The organism is Achromobacter insolitus, assembly GCF_002209555.1.
GTDB classification, from domain to species: domain Bacteria; phylum Pseudomonadota; class Gammaproteobacteria; order Burkholderiales; family Burkholderiaceae_B; genus Achromobacter; species Achromobacter insolitus.
Genome location: NZ_NJIF01000007.1, coordinates 165552 through 183821, shown reverse-complemented (window position 1 = coordinate 183821; position 18270 = coordinate 165552). Strand labels below are relative to the sequence as shown.

Here is an 18270-nt window from a genome sequence, read left to right as displayed (position 1 = left end):
ACCAGAAGCGTGCCGTGGACCTGCTATGCGCGGGGCTTGCAGCGCCCCGGAGCTTGCCCAGTAATCAGTGCCCCGTCCACGCGCTGGATTTCGCTGCGATGGACGCTCGCCGCCACCGGGCGCAGAGGATTGAATTATTTTGTTTCGCAAAAACCCCTTGCGCTGTCTACCTAGTAGTAGATAAGATTCATCCATCGACGCAGCAAACCAACCACCCGCCGCCGTCGAAACCAGAAATACAGTAGGACCGCTTTTTATTTCCCTTCTCGTCTACCTATAAGTAGATAGTTTTTTGAACCGCTACGCAATCGTTATCTGGAGATCAACCATGAAGACCCTCGTATCCGCCCTGATCCTGTCCGCCTCCTTTATTGGCGCCGCCCAAGCCGGCGAACTGGACTATCCGCCCGCCCTGAACACCGAAAGCACGGTGACCCGCGCCCAGGTGCAGCAAGAGCTGGCCCAGGCCCGCGCCAATGGCGAACTGGTGTCTGGCGAAGAAGGCTACGCCGCCACGATCTTTGCCGCTTCGGGCGACAAGAGCCGCGCCCAGGTCCAGAAAGAGCTGGCTGCCGCCCGCGCCCAAGGCCTGACCGACAGTGCCGAACTGGCATACCCGCCCGTGCAAGGCTGAGCTTATTTTTCCTCGGGAATCTATCTATAAGTAGATAGCGCTACCGAAACCCCTGACGCAGCACTCGATCCTTATTGGAGATCAACCATGAAAACCCTCGTATCCGCCCTGATCCTGTCCGCTTCCTTCATCGGCGCCGCCCAAGCCGGCGAGCTGGACTACCCGCCTCCCCTGAACACCGAAAGCACGGTGACCCGCGCCCAGGTGCAGCAAGAGTTGGCCCAGGCTCGCGCCAATGGCGAATTAGTGTCCGGCGAAGAAGGCTACGCCGCCACGATCTTTGCTGCTTCGGGTGACAAGAGCCGCGCCCAGGTCCAGAAAGAACTGGCCGCCGCCCGCGCGCATGGCCTGACCGACAGTGGCGAGCTCGACTACCCGCCCGTGCAAGGCTGAAGCTTATGCCGGCACATGCGGATCCCGGGGGACGGGGTGTACCCGGCCGGGGTCCGCAAGGGTTTTGGAGCAGTGCAAACGCTGCCGGAACCGATGACGAATCAACCTATTAGTAGGTAATATTCAGCCATGGACACTCCTACTTCCAACACCACTCGCGAACAGCTTTTGGCCCATGCCGAGAAGCTGATCCGCACGCGCGGATGCAACGGTTTCAGCTACCGCGACCTGGCTGAGCACGTGGGCGTGAAGACGTCCAGCATTCACTATTACTTTCCGGGCAAGGACGACTTGCTCTACGAGGCTGTCGAAGCCTACAGCGCTCGCGCGTTGGCTGCCGTGCGAGGTATCGATACGTCGCTACCGGCGCAAGAACAGCTCGACCACTATCTGTCGATGATGGAATCGCGTGCCTGCGGGTCGGGCGAACTCTGCCTGGCGGGCATGCTGGCGGCCGAGGTCAACTCGTTGCCCGAGCGCGTGCGGGGCGCATTGCAGGGATTCTTCCGCGCGCATGAAGCCTGGCTGGCCCGTGTGCTGGCCGAAGGCGCGGCGCAAGGCACGATGAAATTCTCCGGCACGCCCGAGGCAGCGGGCCGCGCGGTGTTCGCGACGGTCCAGGGCTGCATACTGATTGCGCGCCTGTTCCAGCAGCCGGCGGCCTTGTGCGAGGCGATTGGCGCCTTGTACGTGCAATGCGAACACAAACAAGGCGGCGCCTGAGCGCTTCCTGCCCAACACGTTTCCACGGCCGCCATGCGCAAGCAGGCGGCCGTTGTCTTTTGCATGGAGAAATCAGGCGGCGAGCAGCGCCCGTGCCATATCGACGCTGGTGCGCGCCTGGATGCCCAGGTCGCGCATGCGCTGCTGAAATGTGGCCTGCGCGTCCTCGAACCCGGCAACGGGACTCATGCAATCCGTCAGCAGCACCAGCCGCGACAGATCGCGGCCGGGCAGGTGCTCCGCCAGATGTTCGACGGTGGCCTTCACGCAATGGCTGCCGGCCTGACCGGCAATAAGAATGAGTTCGGCGCGGTCCAGCGAATCCAGCAGGCTGCGGTTGAGCTGGCTGCGGGGGTCGTCCGCGTCCGGCACTTCGGCCATCAGCGCGCTGTAGTGCTCGGTCCAGGGGTTCATACCCTTGGGTACTTTGCGCACGATGAACTGGCGTTCGTCTTCCCAGCGGCTGTAGGCGGCGCGCACGTCGGCGTGCACGTTGTGGCCCCATGTGCCGATTTCGCAATGCAGCGGCCACACCATCAGCGTGTAGCGGCCGCGCGCTTCCAGTTCGTCCAGGTAGGACATGGTGCGCGGCAGATCATCTGCGTGGCGCGGCCGGAACTCTCCGGCGCGCAGCTGGGCTGCCGTGATCTGCGTGTACGGAGCGACGGGCTGGCCGTCGCCGGTGGACCAGAAGGTCGGGTGGGCAATGTCCAGGCGGTGGTGCGAGTCCAGCGTGACCGTGATCGACGTGAGGACGGGCGCCGTGGCGTCGATGAAGCGCGCCAGCCGCTGCATGTCGGCGTGCGCGCCAGCCACCGGCAGGGCGGGCGCATGTGTGTGGCCAGTCACGGGATCCTTGGGCAGGTAGGGCTCTGGCAGGTCGCAGAAGTCGTTCTGCGGATCGATGATCAATAGATGATTGGAGCGCGGCATGACGACGTTCGGGGGAGGCGAACCTGAAATATAGAAGGCCATGTCATTCTAGAAAAGTACGAGATGTTCGGCGCGGTCGGGCAATTGACGCAGCAGGGCCCGCCATTGCAGCCAGACTCTGGCCCCCGCTGAAACCGCGATCACTGCAATAACGATCCACATGTCAGGCTCCCGGATAATTTCGCACGATCGTGCGAAATTAAGGTAAAGAATTGCCGGCACAGGCCGGCGCGATAAAAGCGCTACTCGAGGTACTTGAAACTGCGGTAAGTGGAAATCAACCGCTCATAGGCCGCCCGCACTCGCTGGGGGGCCTTGGGGTCCCGCAGGAAGCGGGCGTCGTGCATCAATCCGATCATCAGGCTGTAGACCTCGAATACGAGCTGTTCGGGGTCCGTGTCCGGGCGGACATGCCCGGCTTCAAGCGCCTGGTTGACCGTGCGCAGCATGGCGGCGCGCCAGCGCCGCAGATTGTCTTCCAGTACCGACCGCAATGGGGATTCCACGTCGTCGTATTCGAAGGCGCCCGCCACATAGATGCAGCCGGTCAGCGTCTCGACATTGCTGGCGCGTTCGATCCAAAGCGAGACCAGGGCGTTCAGCCGCGGCAGGCCGCGGGGATATGCCATGGCCGGGGTGAACACGGCCTCGATGAAACGGCGGTCATACTCGTCCAGCACTGCCTGTTGCAAGGCTTCCAGCGAACCCACGCGCGAGAAGACGCCGCTTTTGCTGATGCCCAGGCGCTTGGCGATCTGGCCGAGCGACAGACTTTCCATGCCTTGCGCCGCGGCCATATCCAGGGCCGCGTCCACAATGGCCGCGAAGGTCAGCTCGCTTTTTTCGGTTTTGGCAGTCATGCCAGAAATTTAGCACGACCGTGCGAAAACACCCAAGCTGATTTTTACGGGGTCGCGCCCCAAAAAAAACCGGACAGCAGGGCTGTCCGGTTGCGTTACTGCGAGATTGGCGTGGTCAGGCCTGGGCGGCCTTGAACTCCAGGCGGTACTTGTGCAGCAGGGGCTCGGTGTAACCGTTGGGCTGGGTCAGGCCTTCGAACACCAGCGCGCAGGCAGCCTTGAACGCCAGCGACGTATCGAAGTTGCCTGCCATGGGGCGGTAGAGCGCGTCGCCCGCGTTCTGGCCGTCGACCACCTTGGCCATGCGCTGGAAGGTTTCCATGACCTGCTCGCGGTTGGTCACGCCATGGCGCAGCCAGTTGGCGATGTGCTGGCTGGAGATGCGCAGGGTGGCGCGGTCTTCCATCAGGCCGACGTTGTGGATGTCCGGCACCTTGGAGCAGCCCACGCCCTGGTCGATCCAGCGCACGACATAACCCAGGATGCCCTGGACGTTGTTGTCGAGTTCTTGTTGGATGTCCTGGGCAGACCACTTGGACGGGTCGCCAACCGGCACGGTCAGCAGGCCGCCCAACAGTTCGTCGCGCACGCTGTCGAGCCTGGTGCGTTCCAGTTCCTGTTGCACCGCCTGCACGTCGACCTGATGGTAGTGCAGCGCATGCAAGGTCGCGGCGGTAGGCGAAGGCACCCAGGCAGTGTTGGCGCCCGCTTTGGGATGGGCAATCTTCTGTTCGAGCATGGCGGCCATCAGGTCCGGCATGGCCCACATGCCCTTGCCGATCTGCGCGCGGCCGCGCAGGCCCGCGTCCAGGCCGACCAGCACGTTGTTGCGTTCGTAGGCGGTGATCCAGGCGGTGGACTTCATGTCGCCCTTGCGCAGCATGGGGCCTGCTTCCATGCTGGAGTGCATTTCGTCGCCCGTGCGGTCCAGGAAGCCGGTGTTGATGAAGGCAACGCGCGCGGCGGCGGCTTCTATGCACGCCTTCAGATTGATGCTGGTGCGGCGCTCTTCGTCCATGATGCCCATTTTCAGGGTGTTGCGCGGCAGCTTGAGCAGGTCTTCGACGCGGTCGAACAGCTCGCTGGCGAAGGCGGCTTCGGCTGGACCGTGCATCTTGGGCTTCACGATGTAGACCGAGCCGGTGCGCGAGTTCAGCTTGTGTTTGCGGTCCTGCAGCGCGGCCAGGCTGGTGACGACGGCGTCCAGGATGCCTTCGGGGATTTCGCGGCCGGCGCTGTCCAGCACGGCAGGGTTGGTCATCAGGTGGCCGACGTTGCGCACGAACATGAGCGAGCGGCCGTGCAGGGTCAGCGGCGATCCATCCGGCTGCGTGTAGTTGCGGTCGGCGTTGAGCTTGCGGGTGAAGGTCTTGCCGTTTTTGGTGACTTCTTCGGTCAGGTCGCCCTTCATCAGGCCGAGCCAGTTGCGGTAGATGTGGACTTTGTCCTCGGCATCCACGGCGGCAACGGAGTCTTCGCAGTCCATGATGGTGGTGAGCGCGGCTTCCACCAGCACGTCCTTGACGCCTGCGGCGTCGGTGGCGCCGATGCTGTGGCTGCGGTCGATCTGGATTTCGAAGTGCAGGCCGTTGTTCTTGAGCAGGATGGCCGACGGTGCGGAGGCGTCGCCTTGATAGCCAACGAACTGCGCGGGTTGCTTGAGCTCGGTGGAGCCGCTGGCCAGCGCCACGCGCAGTTTGCCGTTTTCGACGGTGTAGCCGCGGGCGTCGGCGTGCGAGCCCTGGGCCAGCGGGGCGGCGGTGTCGAGGAAGCTGCGGGCGCGTGCGATGACGGCGGCGCCGCGTTCCGGGTTATAGCCGCGACCCGTATCGCCCGGCGTGGCCGGGACGGCGTCCGTGCCATAGAGCGCGTCATACAGGCTGCCCCAGCGCGCATTGGCGGCGTTCAGCGCGTAGCGCGAGTTGGACATCGGCACGACCAGCTGCGGACCGGCCTGCTGCGAGATCTCGGTGTCGACGTTGTCGGTGGTGGCGCGCACGCTGGCCGGCTGGGGCAGCAGATAGCCGATGCCCTCCAGGAACTTGCGATAGGCGGCCGGGTCGGCGATGGGGCCGGGATGGGCGCGATGCCAGGCGTCGAGCTCGGCCTGCAAGCGGTCGCGCTCGGCCAGCAAGGCGCGATTCTTGGGGGCCAGGTCATCCACCAGGGCCGCAAAGCCTTGCCAGAAGCTTTCGGCATCCAGGCCGGTGCCGGGCAGGGCTTCCTGTTCAATGAATTGATTGAGATTGGCCGCCACTTGCAGGCCGTGGTGCTGGATGCGTTGAGTCATGCGGTTCTCTAGCGGTAAGGGACTGGCCGACGCCGCGCGCCGGGCGTATATCTGGTCCCGACATCATCGTTCGCGCCTGTCGCAATGTCCATATCAAAACCCACTGGTCATACCAGTTTGTGCAGTGCCGTATGCGCACAGCCGTATTTTTTATGGTTTTATATCAGCTACTTACAGGGGTGTGGTGGCGGGGTTCCAATCGGGGCTGCACTTGGTCATACCACTGGTGCGGAGAGTGCATGTACGCGGAAACTGAAGAAAAGCCCCGTCAGGTGGCGGACGAGGTCGCCGAGCGGATCGAGCGCCTGATCCTGGACGGGGTGTTGAAGGCCGGCCAGGCGCTGCCTTCCGAGCGGCGGCTGACGGAAAAGCTGGGTGTATCGCGCACGGCGTTGCGCGAAGGGCTGAAGCTCTTGCGCGCGCGCGAGATCATCCATACCGCGCAGGGCAAGGGTTCGTATGTGGCGCACATCTCCAAGGTTGACGCCGGCCCGCTCATGCACTTGTTCAATTCGCAGCCGCGCACGCTCTACGACCTGCTGGAAGTACGTTCCCTGCTGGAGGCCGAGTCGGCCCGATTGGCGGCCATACGTGGCACCGAGGCGGATTTCATCATGATCCGCCGCCGTTATGACGAGATGGTGGCCGCGCAGGGCACAGCCACCGACACGGCGACGCATGCGCACCTGGACCACGCGTTTCACTTGGCCATCTGCGAGGCCTCGCACAATCCCGTGCTGGTGCACACGCTGCAGTCCTTGACGGACTTGCTGCTTGGATCGGTCTTTGCCTGCGTCAACAACCTGTACCACCGCCAGCCCGAGAAGCGCCAGATCGACCGCCAGCACACGCGTCTGTTCAATGCGGTAACCGCGCGCCAGCCCGAGCAGGCGCGCAGGGCGGCCGCGGACCACGTGGATAGCGTGCGCCAAAGCCTGGCCGATATCGAACAGGAAGAGCAGCGCCTGGTGCGCGCGACGTTGCGGCTGGAAGGCTGGAGCTAGTTCCCGTCCTACCCCAGCCCACCCGCCGCCGGCCGGCCTTAACGGTCGGCCATCGCGCCGCTGCTTGCCAGGGCCAGCGGTTTGCCCGCATAGACCCGCCCGAATCGGTTGTTGATGAAAGCGTCGAGGTCTATGGCCTCCTGGCCCACGAACCCGCGTTGCGGCAACGCGCCCTGAGCCACCAGGTCCAGCGCCGCGCAGATGCCTGCAGCGGTGGACAGCTGGATGGCGCTGAGGCGGTGGCCGTCGACCTCCGTGCCGAAGATGCGGATGGGGTAGGACTCTTCTTCCAGGCGTCCATGCCGGTGGCCCGAGGCCGAGGCGTGGATCACGATGACATCCTGTTCGGTCGTGGGGATGGCGGCTTCGAAGATTTCCTTGAGCAGGTCGCGGCGGTCGCGCAGGCGCAGGTCATTGAGGAGCAGCTTCATGATGCTGCAGTGACCCGGGTACCGCACGGATTTATAGTCCACGTTACGGGCGCGGCCACGCAGCGTTGCGGGCAGGGTGCCCAGTCCGCCCGAAGTGTTGAAGGCCTCGTACTCCACGCCGTCCAACGCGAAGGTTTCATAGCCTTCCAGGGCGGGTACGCTGGTCAGTTGGCCGTCGACGATGGCCTCGCAGGGATTGCAGTATTCGTTGATGAGCCCCTCGGTGCTCCACGTCAGGTTGTAGCGCAGGCTGTTGGAGGGATAGCGCGGTAGTGCGCCCACGCGCATGCGCAAGTCCAGCAGGGTGTCGAAGCGGCGGGCGAGTGCGTTGCCGACCACGCCGATGAAGCCTGGGGCCAGGCCGCACTGCGGCATCAGCACACTGTCGGCGCTTTCCGCCAGTGCCTGGATTGCGTGCGTGCTGGCCACGTCTTCCGTCAGGTCGAAGTAGTGCACGCCCGCCTTGGCGCACAGCGCGGCTACGGCGGCGGCGCGGTGAAAAGGCAGCGCATTGATCACGGCGTAACGCCCTTCGATGCATTGCGCCACGGTCTCGTCATCGGAGACCTGGCGGGTTTCGCAGCCTAGTTCGGCCACGATGCGCAACCGCGCGGGATCCTGGTCGGCGACCACGACCGAATAGGCGCCGCTGCGTTCCAGCATGAGGGCAATGGCGAAACCGATTTTTCCAGCGCCGAGAAGTAGGACGGGCCGGGGAGAGACGGTGGACATGGTGCGGCTCCTGCATCGAAGGGGAGAGGTGAGCTCATCCTATGCGTGGACGCTGTCGATGTGTAGAGACCAAATAGTCGAATCGGCTGTAGGTAACGTTATTTCGACTTAATTAAATGTCGGATCGTCAAAAACAAAGCCCTCCGGTTTGGGGCCGGAGGGCTTCGGGGCGCTGACTGGCCGGGGAGGCCAGGGGGGGATCAGCTGCCCAGGGGCGGGTAGTCCAGGTTGCCGAAGGTGACCAGGCCTTCCGACTTGGCTTGAGCCAGTTCGGTGCGGACTTGGGCGCGGGTCAGCGACGTGGCTTGTTCAGCGGCGGCGACGGGCGGATAGTCCAGGTTGCCGAAGGTCACTTCGCCGGCATTCTTGGCTTGTTGCAGTTCAGCTTGCACCTGCTGCGAGGTCAGGGTCGACTTCGGAGCGATGGCGGCGGGGTAGCCTTCTTCGCCGAAGGTGTATTGGCCCGAAACCTTGGCTTGTTGCAGTTCGGCCTGGACTTGAGCGCGGGTGGGGCCCTGATCGGCCTCGGCGGCTTGGGCGCCGGCAGCCAGAACGGACATGGACAGCATCAAAGCGGTAGCAAGGGTTTTCATGGCAGACCTCCAATGTCTTGAGCTTGGGAGCCGAACCGCCGGCGTGATTGCCTGGGGTTCGCTTGCTGTGTCCCGATGAGTTGCATTCTGGGCGCAAAACATCTCCGGATAAACCCTGATTCCCTGAAAACATCTTTCCAAAAAGAAGACTAATAGGTTTCCATTTCACCAAATGGCACCATGGGTGGTGGAATTTCCATTTGATGACACCATAGGAGGTGGTCCGCGCGGGACGGCGGAGCTTCTTTTGGCGGCGGGGGGCTCAGCGGGCGCGCAGTCCCGGGCAAGGTGCCGGGACTGGCGTGGAGGAAGGGGGATCAGCGGTTCAGTTCGGCCAGGGCGGCGTTGTATTCCGCCTGGGCCTCGTCCAGCTTGCGCTGGGCCTTTTCGATCTTGTCTTGCTTGCCCTTGGCGCGGGCCTGCTTGAGTTCGCTTTCGCGTTCGGCGACCTTGCTCTGCTTGTCGCGTACGTCTGCCTCGCGTTGCGATTGCAGGCGGCTGTCGGTGCAATGCGCCTTGGCTTCTGCCAAGGCCTTGCGCAGCCCGGCTTCGCGGCGAGTATTGTTCTGCGCCTTGGCGGTCGCGATATCGTTTTCGATTTCGCAGAACTTGGCGGCGCAGCCGCGTTGGGCCGAGCAATCGCTGGCGGCTTGTGCTGGCACCGCCATGAACGCGGCGGCCGCGGCGGCCGTCACGGCAAGGGATTTGAGCAATGAGGGCATGCGTGGTCTCCGTAAAGCGTTTCGGAGGCTACATCATGGGCCCAGTCGGCGCCGCCGGCAATGCGCGGCGTCAACGGGGCGCGGCTGAGGCGCGGACGCGGCCTCAGCGGATCAAGGTGCCGGCCAGGGCGGCAGCGACCAGCAGGGCGCCCAACCAGAGGTTGGCGCGAAACAGCATGAAGTTGCGGTCGGGGCGCTGGATGTCGAACACCTTCAGTTGCCACGCCAGATGCGCGGCAACAGCGACCATGCCGACCTGGTAAGCCCACGACAGGCCGATGGCATAGCCGCCCCAGGCCCATAGAACGATGGTGCCCAGATAGAAGCCGCCGATCCAGAGCTTGCCCTGGTCGCCGAAGCGCATGGCGGTCGAATGCAGGCCCAGGCTGCGGTCGTCGCGCACGTCCACATAGGCATAGATGCTGTCGTAACCCACCTGCCACAATACCGCGCCCGCCCACATGGCGATGGCTGCCAGCGGGACGTGGTTCTGAGTGTCCGACCAAGCCATCAGCATGCCCCAGTTGAAGCAGATGCCCAGCACCACTTGCGGCCAGTAAGTGACGCGCTTGCACAGCGGATAGATGAAGACGAACGGCAGCACGGCCACGGCCAGCCAGCGGCTCATTTCGTTCAGGAAAAACAGCAGCGACCCGCAGACCAGCAACTGTCCAAGCAGGAACCAGACAGCGTTCTTCATGGTGAGCTGGCCGCTGGTCAGCGGACGGAAGCGCGTGCGCTCGACGTGCTTGTCGAAGTTGCGGTCGCACATGTCGTTGACGGTGCAGCCGATGCCGCGCATCAACAGCGCGCCCAGCGAGAATACGATCAGCCGCTGCAGATCGGGCAGGCCACCCGCGGCCTGGACCAGCGCGGCGATGGCCGGCAGCAGGGTCAGCCAGGTGCCTATGGGACGGTCCAGGCGGCACAGCCGGGCATAGGGCCGCCAGGACTTGGGCAGCCAGCGTTCGACCCAGTCGGTGAAGACGATGTCGCTGAGGTCGACGGGAGTTTGTTGGGGGGCGCTCACTGTCACGGCGAAACGGAATGGGAAAACCAAGAGCATAAAACAACGGCGGCCAGGCATCGCGCCCAGCCGCCGTTCATGTCCTGCAGCCCCTGCGAGGCGCCCGCGTCATATCGCCACTGTCGTGGCGTAAGCGGGGCCGCACGGATCCGGGCTCCGCCGGTCCGTGCCGACCCCCTGGGGGGAAGCGCCGCAGGCGCTTCGGGGGGTCACGCCTCTTTCAGCAGCTTGCCCAGGATCGCAATGCCGCGGCGGATCTTGTCTTCCGGCACGGTGGCGAAGCTCAGGCGCAGGGTGTTGGTCTTGCCGGCGCCGCAGTAGAACGGCGCGCCGGGCACGAACGCCACGTTTTGCGCGATGGCCTTTTCCAGCAGCTTGGTGGTGTCGATGTGCTCGGGCAGCGTCAGCCAGATGAACATGCCGCCTTCCGGCTTGGTCCAGCGCACGGTGTCCGGGAATTCCTGCTTGATGGCGTCCAGCATGCAGCTGCCTTGGGCGCGGTAGATTTCACGCACGTTGGGCAGGTGTTCATCCAGGAAGCCTTCCTTGACGATCTCGTACACGGCCATCTGCGTCAGCGTGGGCGTGTGCAGGTCGGTGGCCTGCTTGGCTTGCACCAGCTTGTTGATGAGCGGGCGCGCGGCGGCGATGTAGCCCAGGCGCAGGCCGGGGGCCAGCACCTTCGAGAACGTACCCAGGCGCACGACGTTGGCACCGTATTCGGCGGCCAGCGCGATCAGGCCGGGCTGCGGTTCGCCCGCGTAGCGCAGTTCACCGTAGGGATCGTCTTCGACGATGGTGAGGTTCAGCTCGGCGGCGCGCTTGACCAGCGCGATGCGGCGTTCCAGGCTGAGCGTGCGGCCAGTGGGGTTCTGGAAGTTGGGCAGGGCGTACAGGAAGCGGGCGCCTGCGGCCAGTTCGGGCGTGATGGCTTCGGGGATCAGGCCGCCTTCATCGGTGGGCACCGGCACGAAATTGGGCTGGTACAGGCTGAACGACTGCAGCGCGCCGAGGTAGCTGGGGTCTTCGACCAGCACTTTGCTGTCCTTGTCGATCAGCACCTTGCCCAACAGGTCCAGCGCTTGCTGCGAACCCGACACGATCAGGATCTGGTCGGCGGCGACGCTGGCGCCGGCCTTGTTCAGGTCGTCGGCAACCCATTGGCGCAGGGGCGCAAAGCCCTCCGTGGGGCCGTATTGCAGGGCGGCGCGGCCATTGGTGGACAGTACCTTGTCGAATGCCGCGCGAACTACCTCTACCGGGAAGCCGCCGGGCGCCGGCAGGCCGCCAGCGAACGAGATGACTTCGGGGCGCTCGGTTACCTTGAGGATCTCGCGGATGGCGGAGCTGGTGAGTTGCTGGGCGCGTTCCGAAAAGGAAAACGCAGGTTCGAGAGGCTTGTCCATGGAGTGCTTCTTGATCAAGAAGGGTAGGAAAATACGGGCGGTTGATCCCTTGGGTGGCCCGGCGGAAAAAATATTTCGAAAAACTATTGTCCCACACGGCGGCAGCCTGGCCCCCTTAAAGCAGCCAAGCCCTAAAATCACCTGCATCGATAACCGCCTGTACAGTTACATTTCCCATGTTTGAAGCCGCTCCGATCGTCGCCGATTCCAAGGCCGCCCTGTATGCCGGATTGGCCTCCCAGGCCCGTGCCCTGCTGGATGGCGAGCATGACCGCATTGCCAACGCCGCCAATCTGAGCGCGCTGGCCTACCAGGCCTTGCCCGACCTGAACTGGGCAGGCTTTTATTTCTTCGATGGCACGGAATTGGTGCTGGGTCCTTTCCAGGGCAAGCCGGCCTGCGTGCGCATTGCGCTGAACCGCGGCGTATGCGGCGCGGCCGCCAGCCAGCGCCAGACGCAGCTCGTACCCGACGTGCATGCGTTTCCCGGCCACATCGCATGCGATGCGGCCTCGCGTTCCGAGATCGTCGTGCCGCTGGTGCGTGACGGCCAGCTGATTGGCGTCTGGGACGTGGACAGCCCGGTGCCGGACCGCTTCGACGAAGACGACCGCCAGGGCATGGAAGCCCTGTGCGCGGTGTTCCTGGCCAGCCTGGGCTGAGCCGCAGCGTTGACACGGATGCGGCGTCCCGGTAGATTCCCGCATCTGCGCTTGCAGACAACCGCATCCGTTCCATTCATGATTCATCAGGCCATCCAATCCGCTTTCCCGTTCCGCGCCCTGGGCGTGGTGCTGGCTTGCGTCGGCCTGAAATCCAAAAAACAGCCGCTCATCTGACCGGAGCATGCTGTTCCGTCAGATGGGCGACGGAACAGCGGCCTCCTGGCGGCGCATGGCGCCGTCCGCGCACCCCTAGTATCCCGAGCACTTCTGTACGGTCCAACCACGGTCCGCTTACACCGAAGGAGTGTTCACATGCAATCTCATCAATCACCGATCCAGGGCGTCTGGGTGCCTCTCGTCACGCCGTTTTCCGGCGGCGCCGTCGATGGCGGCGCCTTGCGGCGGCTGGTGCGCCACTATGCCGCCGCGGGGGTGGACGGCCTGGTCGTGTGCGGCAGCACCGGCGAGGCCGCGTCGCTGGACGACGCCGAGCAACTTGCCGTGCTTGAGGCCGTGCTGACCGAGGCGGGCAGGATGCCCGTCATCATGGGTTTGGCCGGCAATCACCATGGCCACGTGATGCAGCGCCTGGTCGCCTTCGGCACGCGGCCGCTCGCTGGCATCCTGGCGCCCGCGCCGTACTACGTTCGCCCAGGCCAGGAAGGCGCCGCCATGTATTTCCGCTGCCTGGCCGATGCCTCGCGCTTCCCCCTGGTGCTCTACGACATTCCATATCGCACGGGTACCACACTGGATACAGCGACCCTGCTGGCGTTGGCGGCGCATCCCAACATTGCGGCCATCAAGGACTGCGGCGGCTCACTGGAGAAGACGATCGCGCTGATCGCCGATGGCAACATGAACGTGCTTGCGGGCGAGGATCTGCAGGCCCTGTCCGTGATGAGCCTGGGGGGCGCTGGCATGATCGCCGCGGCCGCGCACATCCGCCCCGACCTGTTCGTGGCCATGTACCAGGCCGTGCGGGCACAGCAGCTGGATTTAGCGAGAAAGCTCTTCCACGCGCTGGTTCCCATCATCCAGTTGACATTCGCCGAGCCCAACCCCGGACCCTTGAAGGCGCAGCTCGGGCGTCAAGGCCTGTTGAGCGAAGAGCTGCGCTTGCCCATGCCGCCCGCCAGCATGGGGCTGGCTTCGCGCATGGACGCCGCCGTGGCGGGACTGAATCGCCAGTATCCTTGCCAATAGCCGGAACCTGGTGAGCAGTCCGCCAGCTTTGTGGTCTTCGGATTCATTTTGTAATAAATGTCCTACCTGGAAGCTGACGGATTGCTTATCATGCGCCCATTCTTCGGGTGAAACAGAACGTTCATGGCCCAAGCTTTTGTAGCCTTGTCCGCCTGGCAAGTCATGCTGGCGGGCCTGCTTTTCTTCGGCGGCATCTATCTGGTCTTCGGTGCGGCCACCTGGCTGCTGACGCATTACATCCTGCCTTCGCTGGGCATCGGGCGTGCGCTGGATCCGCGCCCGCTGGCGCCGGGCCAGTTGCGGCGCGAATTCGCCCAATCCGGCCTGTCCATCTTGTTGTTTGGCACCGGCATGATTTTTCCGTGGGGCCTGTTGCAGTTGGGTTGGGCGCATCTGGACCCGGACGCCAGCTGGCAAAAGATCACAGTCGAAATCCTGGTGCTGGTGGCCTGGAACGACGTGCATTTTTGGATCAATCACCGCCTCCTGCACACCAAGCTGCTGCGCCGCTTCCACTTGCCGCACCACCGCTCGGTCGTGACCACGCCGTTTTCAACCTACAGCTTCCATCCTATCGAAGCGCTGATGCTGGGCAACGTGATCATGCTGCCCATGGTGCTGCATGACTTCAGCTTCTGGTCGCTGGCCTCCGTGCCGCTGTTCAGTTTGTTCTTCAACTGCATCGGGCACGCCAACTACGATTTTTTTCCCAAGGTGTCCTATGCGCACTGGTTCGCCGCCAGCCGCCGGCATCATCTGCACCATGCCTGCTACAACGGCAATTACGGCTTCCAGTTCACCTTCATGGACCGTTTGTTCCGCACCCGCCTGAAGGCCGAGGCGGCGCAGCCCCAGCTGAATGCCTACCAACAACGAGAATCGCTTGGCGGGCGCGCTTAAGCGGCAACGCCGGCTGCCGTCGCTGCGCAACCGGCGCGACTGGCAAAGCCTCGTCTACCTGGCCGCGCTGCCCGCCCTGGCGGCCTGGCAATGGGTCCATGGCTTCTGGTGGCCGCTATACGGCCTGATGCTGTTCCTGACCCTGGGCGTGGGCGTCATCCATCATAACCACACGCATATCCGAATGTGGCGCGGGCGCTGGAGCAATCGCGCCACCGATTTCTGGATCACGTTGCTGCAAGGGCACCCAACCTTCGTGTTCTACCCGGCGCACGTGGCCAACCACCACCGTTACAAGCACGGCGCGCGCGACGTGGCGCGCACTTACCGTTTTGGCGGCGACACCAACCACCTCTGGGGTTATCTGATCCATCCCTTCCAGGCCGGTTGGGTGCTGTATCCCTTGTTCTTCGCGTGGCTGGGGCGCCTGCGCCGGCACTGGCCGGGCGCCTGGCGCTATTGCATGGCGCAGTACGGTGTGTGGCTGGGCCTCTGGGGCGGGCTGCTGGCCGTGAATCCCATCAAGGCGCTGGTGTTTGTCATCGTGCCGCAGCTGCACGGCCTGCACTGGCTGCTGGCCACCAACTACCTGCAGCATGCCCATGCCGACGGTGGCCCCCGGGCCGTCGCAGGCCTGAACTATGCGCGCAACTTCGAAGGGCTGGTCAATCCGCTGCTCTTCAATATCGGCCTGCACACGGCGCATCACGAGCATCCGCGGGCGCACTGGTCCGAGCTGGTGCGCCTGCACCGGGAGCAATACCGCAACCGCGTGGATCCGGTCCTGAACGAGCCCGGCTTGACGCCCTACATGTTTCGCGTGTTCGTGCTGGGCGCCTTGATGCCGCGCTTTCGCAGCCGCTCATGCATGGCGCCCGAGCACATCCGCTAGCGCCGAACTCCATACATCCACCAGAGGCCTCTCATGCCCATAGCGTTTCATCGTGTCTATCTGGAAAGCGCCGGCTATTTCATGCCGGGCGAACCCGTGTCCAACGATGCCATGGACAGCTACATTGCGCCGCTGAACCGCATGTCCAGCCGCATCAAGAGCCGCATCCTGGCAGAAAACGGCATCAAGCAGCGCTATTACGCGATCGATCCTGAAGGCGCAACGGTGTTTACCAATGCGCAGCTAGCGGCCAACGCCATCCGCGACTGCCTGCGGCGCCACGACAGCGACCTGTCCGCGGTATCGCTGCTGGCCAGCGGCTCGTCGGGCGGAGACGCGCTGATGCCGGGCTTTTCCAACATGATCCAAGGCGAACTGGCCGCGCATCCGATGGAGACGCTGTCGGTGCATGGCATTTGCGCGGCAGGCGTATCGGCCATCCAGACGGCGGCGCAGGGCGTGGAGCTGGGCGGTCACGGCAGCGCACTGGCCGTGGCCAGCGAGCTGCCGTCGCGGCTGTTCAAGCGTTCACGCTTCGCCGCGCGAGGCTACGACGCTGACTTCGATGCGCATTTCCTGCGGTGGATGCTGTCGGACGGCGCGGGAGCGGTGTTGCTGGGCAATAGCGGCCGGCCCTTGCCGGGGGCCTCGCAAGGCGTGCGCCTGCGGCTGAAGTGGGTGCACCAGCGTTCGTTCTCGGGCGACTACCCGGTGTGCATGCAGCTGGGCTTGTCCGCGGATCGCGCCCGCGGCCATCTGGACTATCCCTCCTGGAACGAGGCCGAAGCGGACGGCGCGCTTTCCTTGCGGCAGGACATCCGCCTGCTGCCGCATCTGTTCGACATCGGCATCCATGAATACGCCAAGCTGGTGCGCGACGGCTGGGTGGATCCCGACCAGGTGGACCACTTCCTGTGCCATTACTCGTCGGAGAAGTTCATCCCGGTCGTGGAAGACCTGATGGAGAAGGCAGGCCTCGTGATCCCGCGTGAGCGCTGGTTCAGCAACCTGGCGTGGCGTGGCAATACCGGCGCGGCGTCCATCCTGATCATGCTGGCCGAGTTCCTGGAGACGCGCGAAGTGAAGCCGGGCGAGCAGATCTTCTGCTACATCCCGGAGTCGGGACGCTTCATGGCGGCCTACATGCTGCTGGAGGCCGAGGCCGTGCATGCGCCGCAGATCGCCGCTGGCGCGCCCGCCGCGTCTGCGCTGCGCGAGGATGCGAACAGCGACGATGCCGCCGCGATCGCGCCGCCGCACGATCCGGACATGGCGCCGCAGGGCCTGGGCCAGCTGCTGACCGAGCTGGCCGCGATCTGGCACGACTACCGCTCGCGTGTGTGGCGCACGCCGGTGGTGCGGCGCCTGCGCAATCGGGAATTCCAGACGGCCGACTATCTGAATTGGATGGAGAACTGGATTCCGCAGGTGCGCGAAGGCAGCAAGTGGATGCGCGAAGGCGCGGCCTCGCTGACGGAGCAATACGCGCCCCTTGCGGCGCTGATCGACACGCATGCGGGCGAGGAACAGAACGACTTCCTGATCCTGTTCCAGGACTACCGCAACGCGGGCGGCGCGGTCGAGGATATCGACGCGCTGCGCCGCAACCCCGGGGGCGAAGCGCTCAACGCCTATCTGCACGGCCTGGCCGCCACGCGCGACCCCATCGGCCTGCTGGGCGCCATCTACATCATTGAAGGCACGGGCCAACGCATCGTGCCGGCGCTGCTGCCGCTGCTCAAGGCCAGCCTGAAGCTGCCGCCGGACGCCTTCCGCTTCCTGGAATATCACGGCCATAACGACGAGCATCACCTGGCGCGCTGGCTGTCGGCGGTGGAGCTGGCGCTGGATTGCGACGAGGACGGCCGCGCCGAGCAGCGCATTGTCGACACGGCGCGCCGCACGGCCGCGCTGTACCTGATGCAGTTTCACCACGTGATGGAAGGCGACGCGTCATGAGCAAAGAGCCTGAATTCCTTGCCAAGCCGCACGATCCGGCAGACCCCAGCCCGTGGCTGGCGCTCTACCTGGATCGCAGCACGCCCTTGCCCGACAAGGTGAAGAAGGCCTGGCTGACGGATTCCAGCTGCGCCTCGCGCCAATACCTGCTGCCGTTCCTGCGGCCGCTCGCGCGGGCCTTTATCATCCTGATCCAGGTCATCAAGACCTTCCTGCCGCGCCGCTGGTCGCACTCGAAGCTGCTGCATCGGATCCTGGCATGGGGCCTGAAGCGTTTCGTATCCCCCGAGGCCAACTGGCTGATCCTGCGCCATTTCCATCTGGGGGCGCAGATCCTGTCCTTCATCGCCGCCAACTCGCCGGTGCCGATCACGACCACGCCGCTGGAGCCGCGCGATATCGATGACCTGAAGGATGAACTCTTCGTCAAGCACGACCTGAACCTGTTCAACTTCGTCATCCGCCTGAACCAGGCGCTGCGCGATGCGGGCGTAGAGATGCACGCGCCGCCACGGGTGGATTTTTCAATGATCCGCGATCCCGATCTGCTGCTCGAAGACATGCCGCAGGGCAAGCTGAATTTTCTGGACCTGCAAAGCGCGATTGAGCTCTTTACGCCGCTGTACCAGCTGATGCTGACCGACAACGACTTCTGGCGCGCAGCCAATTCATTGCAGCTGGACGAGACCATCGGCATCTATGCGGCCAAGCTGCTGGGCGCGCCGCAGCATCTGATCCTGGTGAACAACAACCATCCCCTGGTGCCAATGTCGACCCTGCGCGCGGGCTATCGGCTGGTGCTGCATGGGCTGTCCACGGAGATGCTGCACAGCCTGCTGATGGAAATGAAGGACGCGCAGCAAGGCGGCGAGCCGCCTGCGCCGATCGCCTGATCGCCGG

General features: G+C 64.3%; 18 protein-coding genes. 10 read left to right on the top strand and 8 right to left on the bottom strand.

The genetic code is table 11. From position 1 onward, the window contains the following. Positions 1-328: 328 nt before the first annotated feature. From CEY08_RS21405 to CEY08_RS21395, 3 genes are all read left to right on the top strand, one after another. On the top strand, positions 329-634 hold the full coding sequence (locus tag CEY08_RS21405) for a DUF4148 domain-containing protein (protein ID WP_042795957.1): 306 nt from the start codon (positions 329-331) through the stop codon (positions 632-634). An 87-nt stretch (positions 635-721) separates the two neighbouring features. Continuing rightward, complete coding sequence (locus CEY08_RS21400; RefSeq protein WP_042795958.1) at positions 722-1027, top strand: DUF4148 domain-containing protein; 306 nt, start codon at positions 722-724, stop codon at positions 1025-1027. A 129-nt stretch (positions 1028-1156) separates the two neighbouring features. Continuing rightward, on the top strand, positions 1157-1750 hold the full coding sequence (locus tag CEY08_RS21395) for a TetR/AcrR family transcriptional regulator (protein WP_042795959.1): 594 nt from the start codon (positions 1157-1159) through the stop codon (positions 1748-1750). Positions 1751-1822: 72 nt separating this feature from the next. Here the strand turns inward: CEY08_RS21395 and CEY08_RS21390 are convergent, their stop codons facing one another. The 3 genes from CEY08_RS21390 to CEY08_RS21380 form a co-directional block, all read right to left on the bottom strand. Beyond that, entirely contained in the window at positions 1823-2683 is an 861-nt protein-coding gene (locus CEY08_RS21390) for a cysteine hydrolase family protein (protein WP_042797489.1), read from the bottom strand. A 242-nt stretch (positions 2684-2925) separates the two neighbouring features. Further along, the gene (locus CEY08_RS21385) at positions 2926-3543 is read right to left on the bottom strand and encodes a TetR/AcrR family transcriptional regulator (protein WP_076816782.1); all 618 of its coding nucleotides are present in this window, start codon (positions 3541-3543) and stop codon (positions 2926-2928) included. Positions 3544-3658: 115 nt separating this feature from the next. Further along, the gene (locus tag CEY08_RS21380) at positions 3659-5833 is read right to left on the bottom strand and encodes a malate synthase G (protein WP_063641516.1); all 2175 of its coding nucleotides are present in this window, start codon (positions 5831-5833) and stop codon (positions 3659-3661) included. Positions 5834-6072: 239 nt separating this feature from the next. On the opposite strand from CEY08_RS21380, the gene glcC reads away from it, so the two are divergent. Then, the gene (glcC, locus tag CEY08_RS21375) at positions 6073-6837 is read left to right on the top strand and encodes a transcriptional regulator GlcC (RefSeq protein ID WP_076816780.1); all 765 of its coding nucleotides are present in this window, start codon (positions 6073-6075) and stop codon (positions 6835-6837) included. A gap of 38 nt (positions 6838-6875) precedes the next feature. Here glcC and CEY08_RS21370 read toward each other — a convergent pair whose 3' ends face one another. The 5 genes from CEY08_RS21370 to CEY08_RS21350 form a co-directional block, all read right to left on the bottom strand. Continuing rightward, a complete protein-coding gene (locus CEY08_RS21370; protein WP_063641515.1) occupies positions 6876-8000 on the bottom strand; it encodes a saccharopine dehydrogenase family protein in 1125 nt (374 codons plus the stop codon). Between the two features lie 200 nt (positions 8001-8200). Continuing rightward, positions 8201-8593, bottom strand: a complete 393-nt coding sequence (locus CEY08_RS21365) for a DUF4148 domain-containing protein (RefSeq protein ID WP_063641514.1) — start codon at positions 8591-8593, stop codon at positions 8201-8203. A gap of 317 nt (positions 8594-8910) precedes the next feature. Next, positions 8911-9315 (bottom strand): DUF1090 domain-containing protein, encoded by a 405-nt coding sequence (locus CEY08_RS21360; RefSeq protein ID WP_076816777.1) that lies wholly within the window; start codon positions 9313-9315, stop codon positions 8911-8913. Positions 9316-9418: 103 nt separating this feature from the next. Continuing rightward, positions 9419-10345 carry a 4-hydroxybenzoate octaprenyltransferase gene (ubiA, locus tag CEY08_RS21355; protein WP_063641577.1) on the bottom strand — a complete coding sequence of 309 codons (927 nt, stop codon included), beginning with the start codon at positions 10343-10345 and terminating at the stop codon, positions 9419-9421. Positions 10346-10551: 206 nt separating this feature from the next. After that, a complete protein-coding gene (locus tag CEY08_RS21350) occupies positions 10552-11748 on the bottom strand; it encodes an aminotransferase-like domain-containing protein (RefSeq protein ID WP_076816775.1) in 1197 nt (398 codons plus the stop codon). 176 nt (positions 11749-11924) lie between these two features. On the opposite strand from CEY08_RS21350, the gene CEY08_RS21345 reads away from it, so the two are divergent. The 6 genes from CEY08_RS21345 (at position 11925) to CEY08_RS21320 (ending at position 18263) form a co-directional block, all read left to right on the top strand. After that, positions 11925-12410: a GAF domain-containing protein gene (locus CEY08_RS21345; RefSeq protein WP_063641512.1), complete on the top strand. Its 486-nt coding sequence runs from the start codon at positions 11925-11927 to the stop codon at positions 12408-12410. A 315-nt stretch (positions 12411-12725) separates the two neighbouring features. After that, positions 12726-13619, top strand: a complete 894-nt coding sequence (gene dapA / locus CEY08_RS21340) for a 4-hydroxy-tetrahydrodipicolinate synthase (protein ID WP_076816772.1) — start codon at positions 12726-12728, stop codon at positions 13617-13619. Between the two features lie 123 nt (positions 13620-13742). Further along, positions 13743-14519 (top strand): sterol desaturase family protein, encoded by a 777-nt coding sequence (locus CEY08_RS21335; RefSeq protein WP_076816770.1) that lies wholly within the window; start codon positions 13743-13745, stop codon positions 14517-14519. Next, entirely contained in the window at positions 14479-15411 is a 933-nt protein-coding gene (locus tag CEY08_RS21330) for a fatty acid desaturase (RefSeq protein WP_232033769.1), read from the top strand. Before CEY08_RS21335 ends, CEY08_RS21330 begins: the two co-directional genes overlap by 41 nt. A 33-nt stretch (positions 15412-15444) precedes the next feature. Continuing rightward, on the top strand, positions 15445-17370 hold the full coding sequence (locus CEY08_RS21325) for a StlD/DarB family beta-ketosynthase (protein WP_076816765.1): 1926 nt from the start codon (positions 15445-15447) through the stop codon (positions 17368-17370). Then, on the top strand, positions 17367-18263 hold the full coding sequence (locus tag CEY08_RS21320) for a DUF6999 family protein (protein WP_042795970.1): 897 nt from the start codon (positions 17367-17369) through the stop codon (positions 18261-18263). Before CEY08_RS21325 ends, CEY08_RS21320 begins: the two co-directional genes overlap by 4 nt. Positions 18264-18270 lie beyond the last annotated feature (7 nt).

Excerpts from the sequence above, each read along its gene's own strand:
- CEY08_RS21405 (WP_042795957.1), top strand. The coding sequence starts at position 329 with ATGAAGACCCTCGTATCCGCCCTGATCCTGTCCGCCTCCTTTATTGGC.
- CEY08_RS21400 (WP_042795958.1), top strand. The coding sequence starts at position 722 with ATGAAAACCCTCGTATCCGCCCTGATCCTGTCCGCTTCCTTCATCGGC.
- CEY08_RS21395 (WP_042795959.1), top strand. The coding sequence starts at position 1,157 with ATGGACACTCCTACTTCCAACACCACTCGCGAACAGCTTTTGGCCCAT.
- CEY08_RS21390 (WP_042797489.1), bottom strand. The coding sequence starts at position 2,683 with ATGCCGCGCTCCAATCATCTATTGATCATCGATCCGCAGAACGACTTC.
- CEY08_RS21385 (WP_076816782.1), bottom strand. The coding sequence starts at position 3,543 with ATGACTGCCAAAACCGAAAAAAGCGAGCTGACCTTCGCGGCCATTGTG.
- CEY08_RS21380 (WP_063641516.1), bottom strand. The coding sequence starts at position 5,833 with ATGACTCAACGCATCCAGCACCACGGCCTGCAAGTGGCGGCCAATCTC.
- glcC (WP_076816780.1), top strand. The coding sequence starts at position 6,073 with ATGTACGCGGAAACTGAAGAAAAGCCCCGTCAGGTGGCGGACGAGGTC.
- CEY08_RS21370 (WP_063641515.1), bottom strand. The coding sequence starts at position 8,000 with ATGTCCACCGTCTCTCCCCGGCCCGTCCTACTTCTCGGCGCTGGAAAA.
- CEY08_RS21365 (WP_063641514.1), bottom strand. The coding sequence starts at position 8,593 with ATGAAAACCCTTGCTACCGCTTTGATGCTGTCCATGTCCGTTCTGGCT.
- CEY08_RS21360 (WP_076816777.1), bottom strand. The coding sequence starts at position 9,315 with ATGCCCTCATTGCTCAAATCCCTTGCCGTGACGGCCGCCGCGGCCGCC.
- CEY08_RS21350 (WP_076816775.1), bottom strand. The coding sequence starts at position 11,748 with ATGGACAAGCCTCTCGAACCTGCGTTTTCCTTTTCGGAACGCGCCCAG.
- CEY08_RS21345 (WP_063641512.1), top strand. The coding sequence starts at position 11,925 with ATGTTTGAAGCCGCTCCGATCGTCGCCGATTCCAAGGCCGCCCTGTAT.
- dapA (WP_076816772.1), top strand. The coding sequence starts at position 12,726 with ATGCAATCTCATCAATCACCGATCCAGGGCGTCTGGGTGCCTCTCGTC.
- CEY08_RS21335 (WP_076816770.1), top strand. The coding sequence starts at position 13,743 with ATGGCCCAAGCTTTTGTAGCCTTGTCCGCCTGGCAAGTCATGCTGGCG.
- CEY08_RS21330 (WP_232033769.1), top strand. The coding sequence starts at position 14,479 with ATGCCTACCAACAACGAGAATCGCTTGGCGGGCGCGCTTAAGCGGCAA.
- CEY08_RS21325 (WP_076816765.1), top strand. The coding sequence starts at position 15,445 with ATGCCCATAGCGTTTCATCGTGTCTATCTGGAAAGCGCCGGCTATTTC.
- CEY08_RS21320 (WP_042795970.1), top strand. The coding sequence starts at position 17,367 with ATGAGCAAAGAGCCTGAATTCCTTGCCAAGCCGCACGATCCGGCAGAC.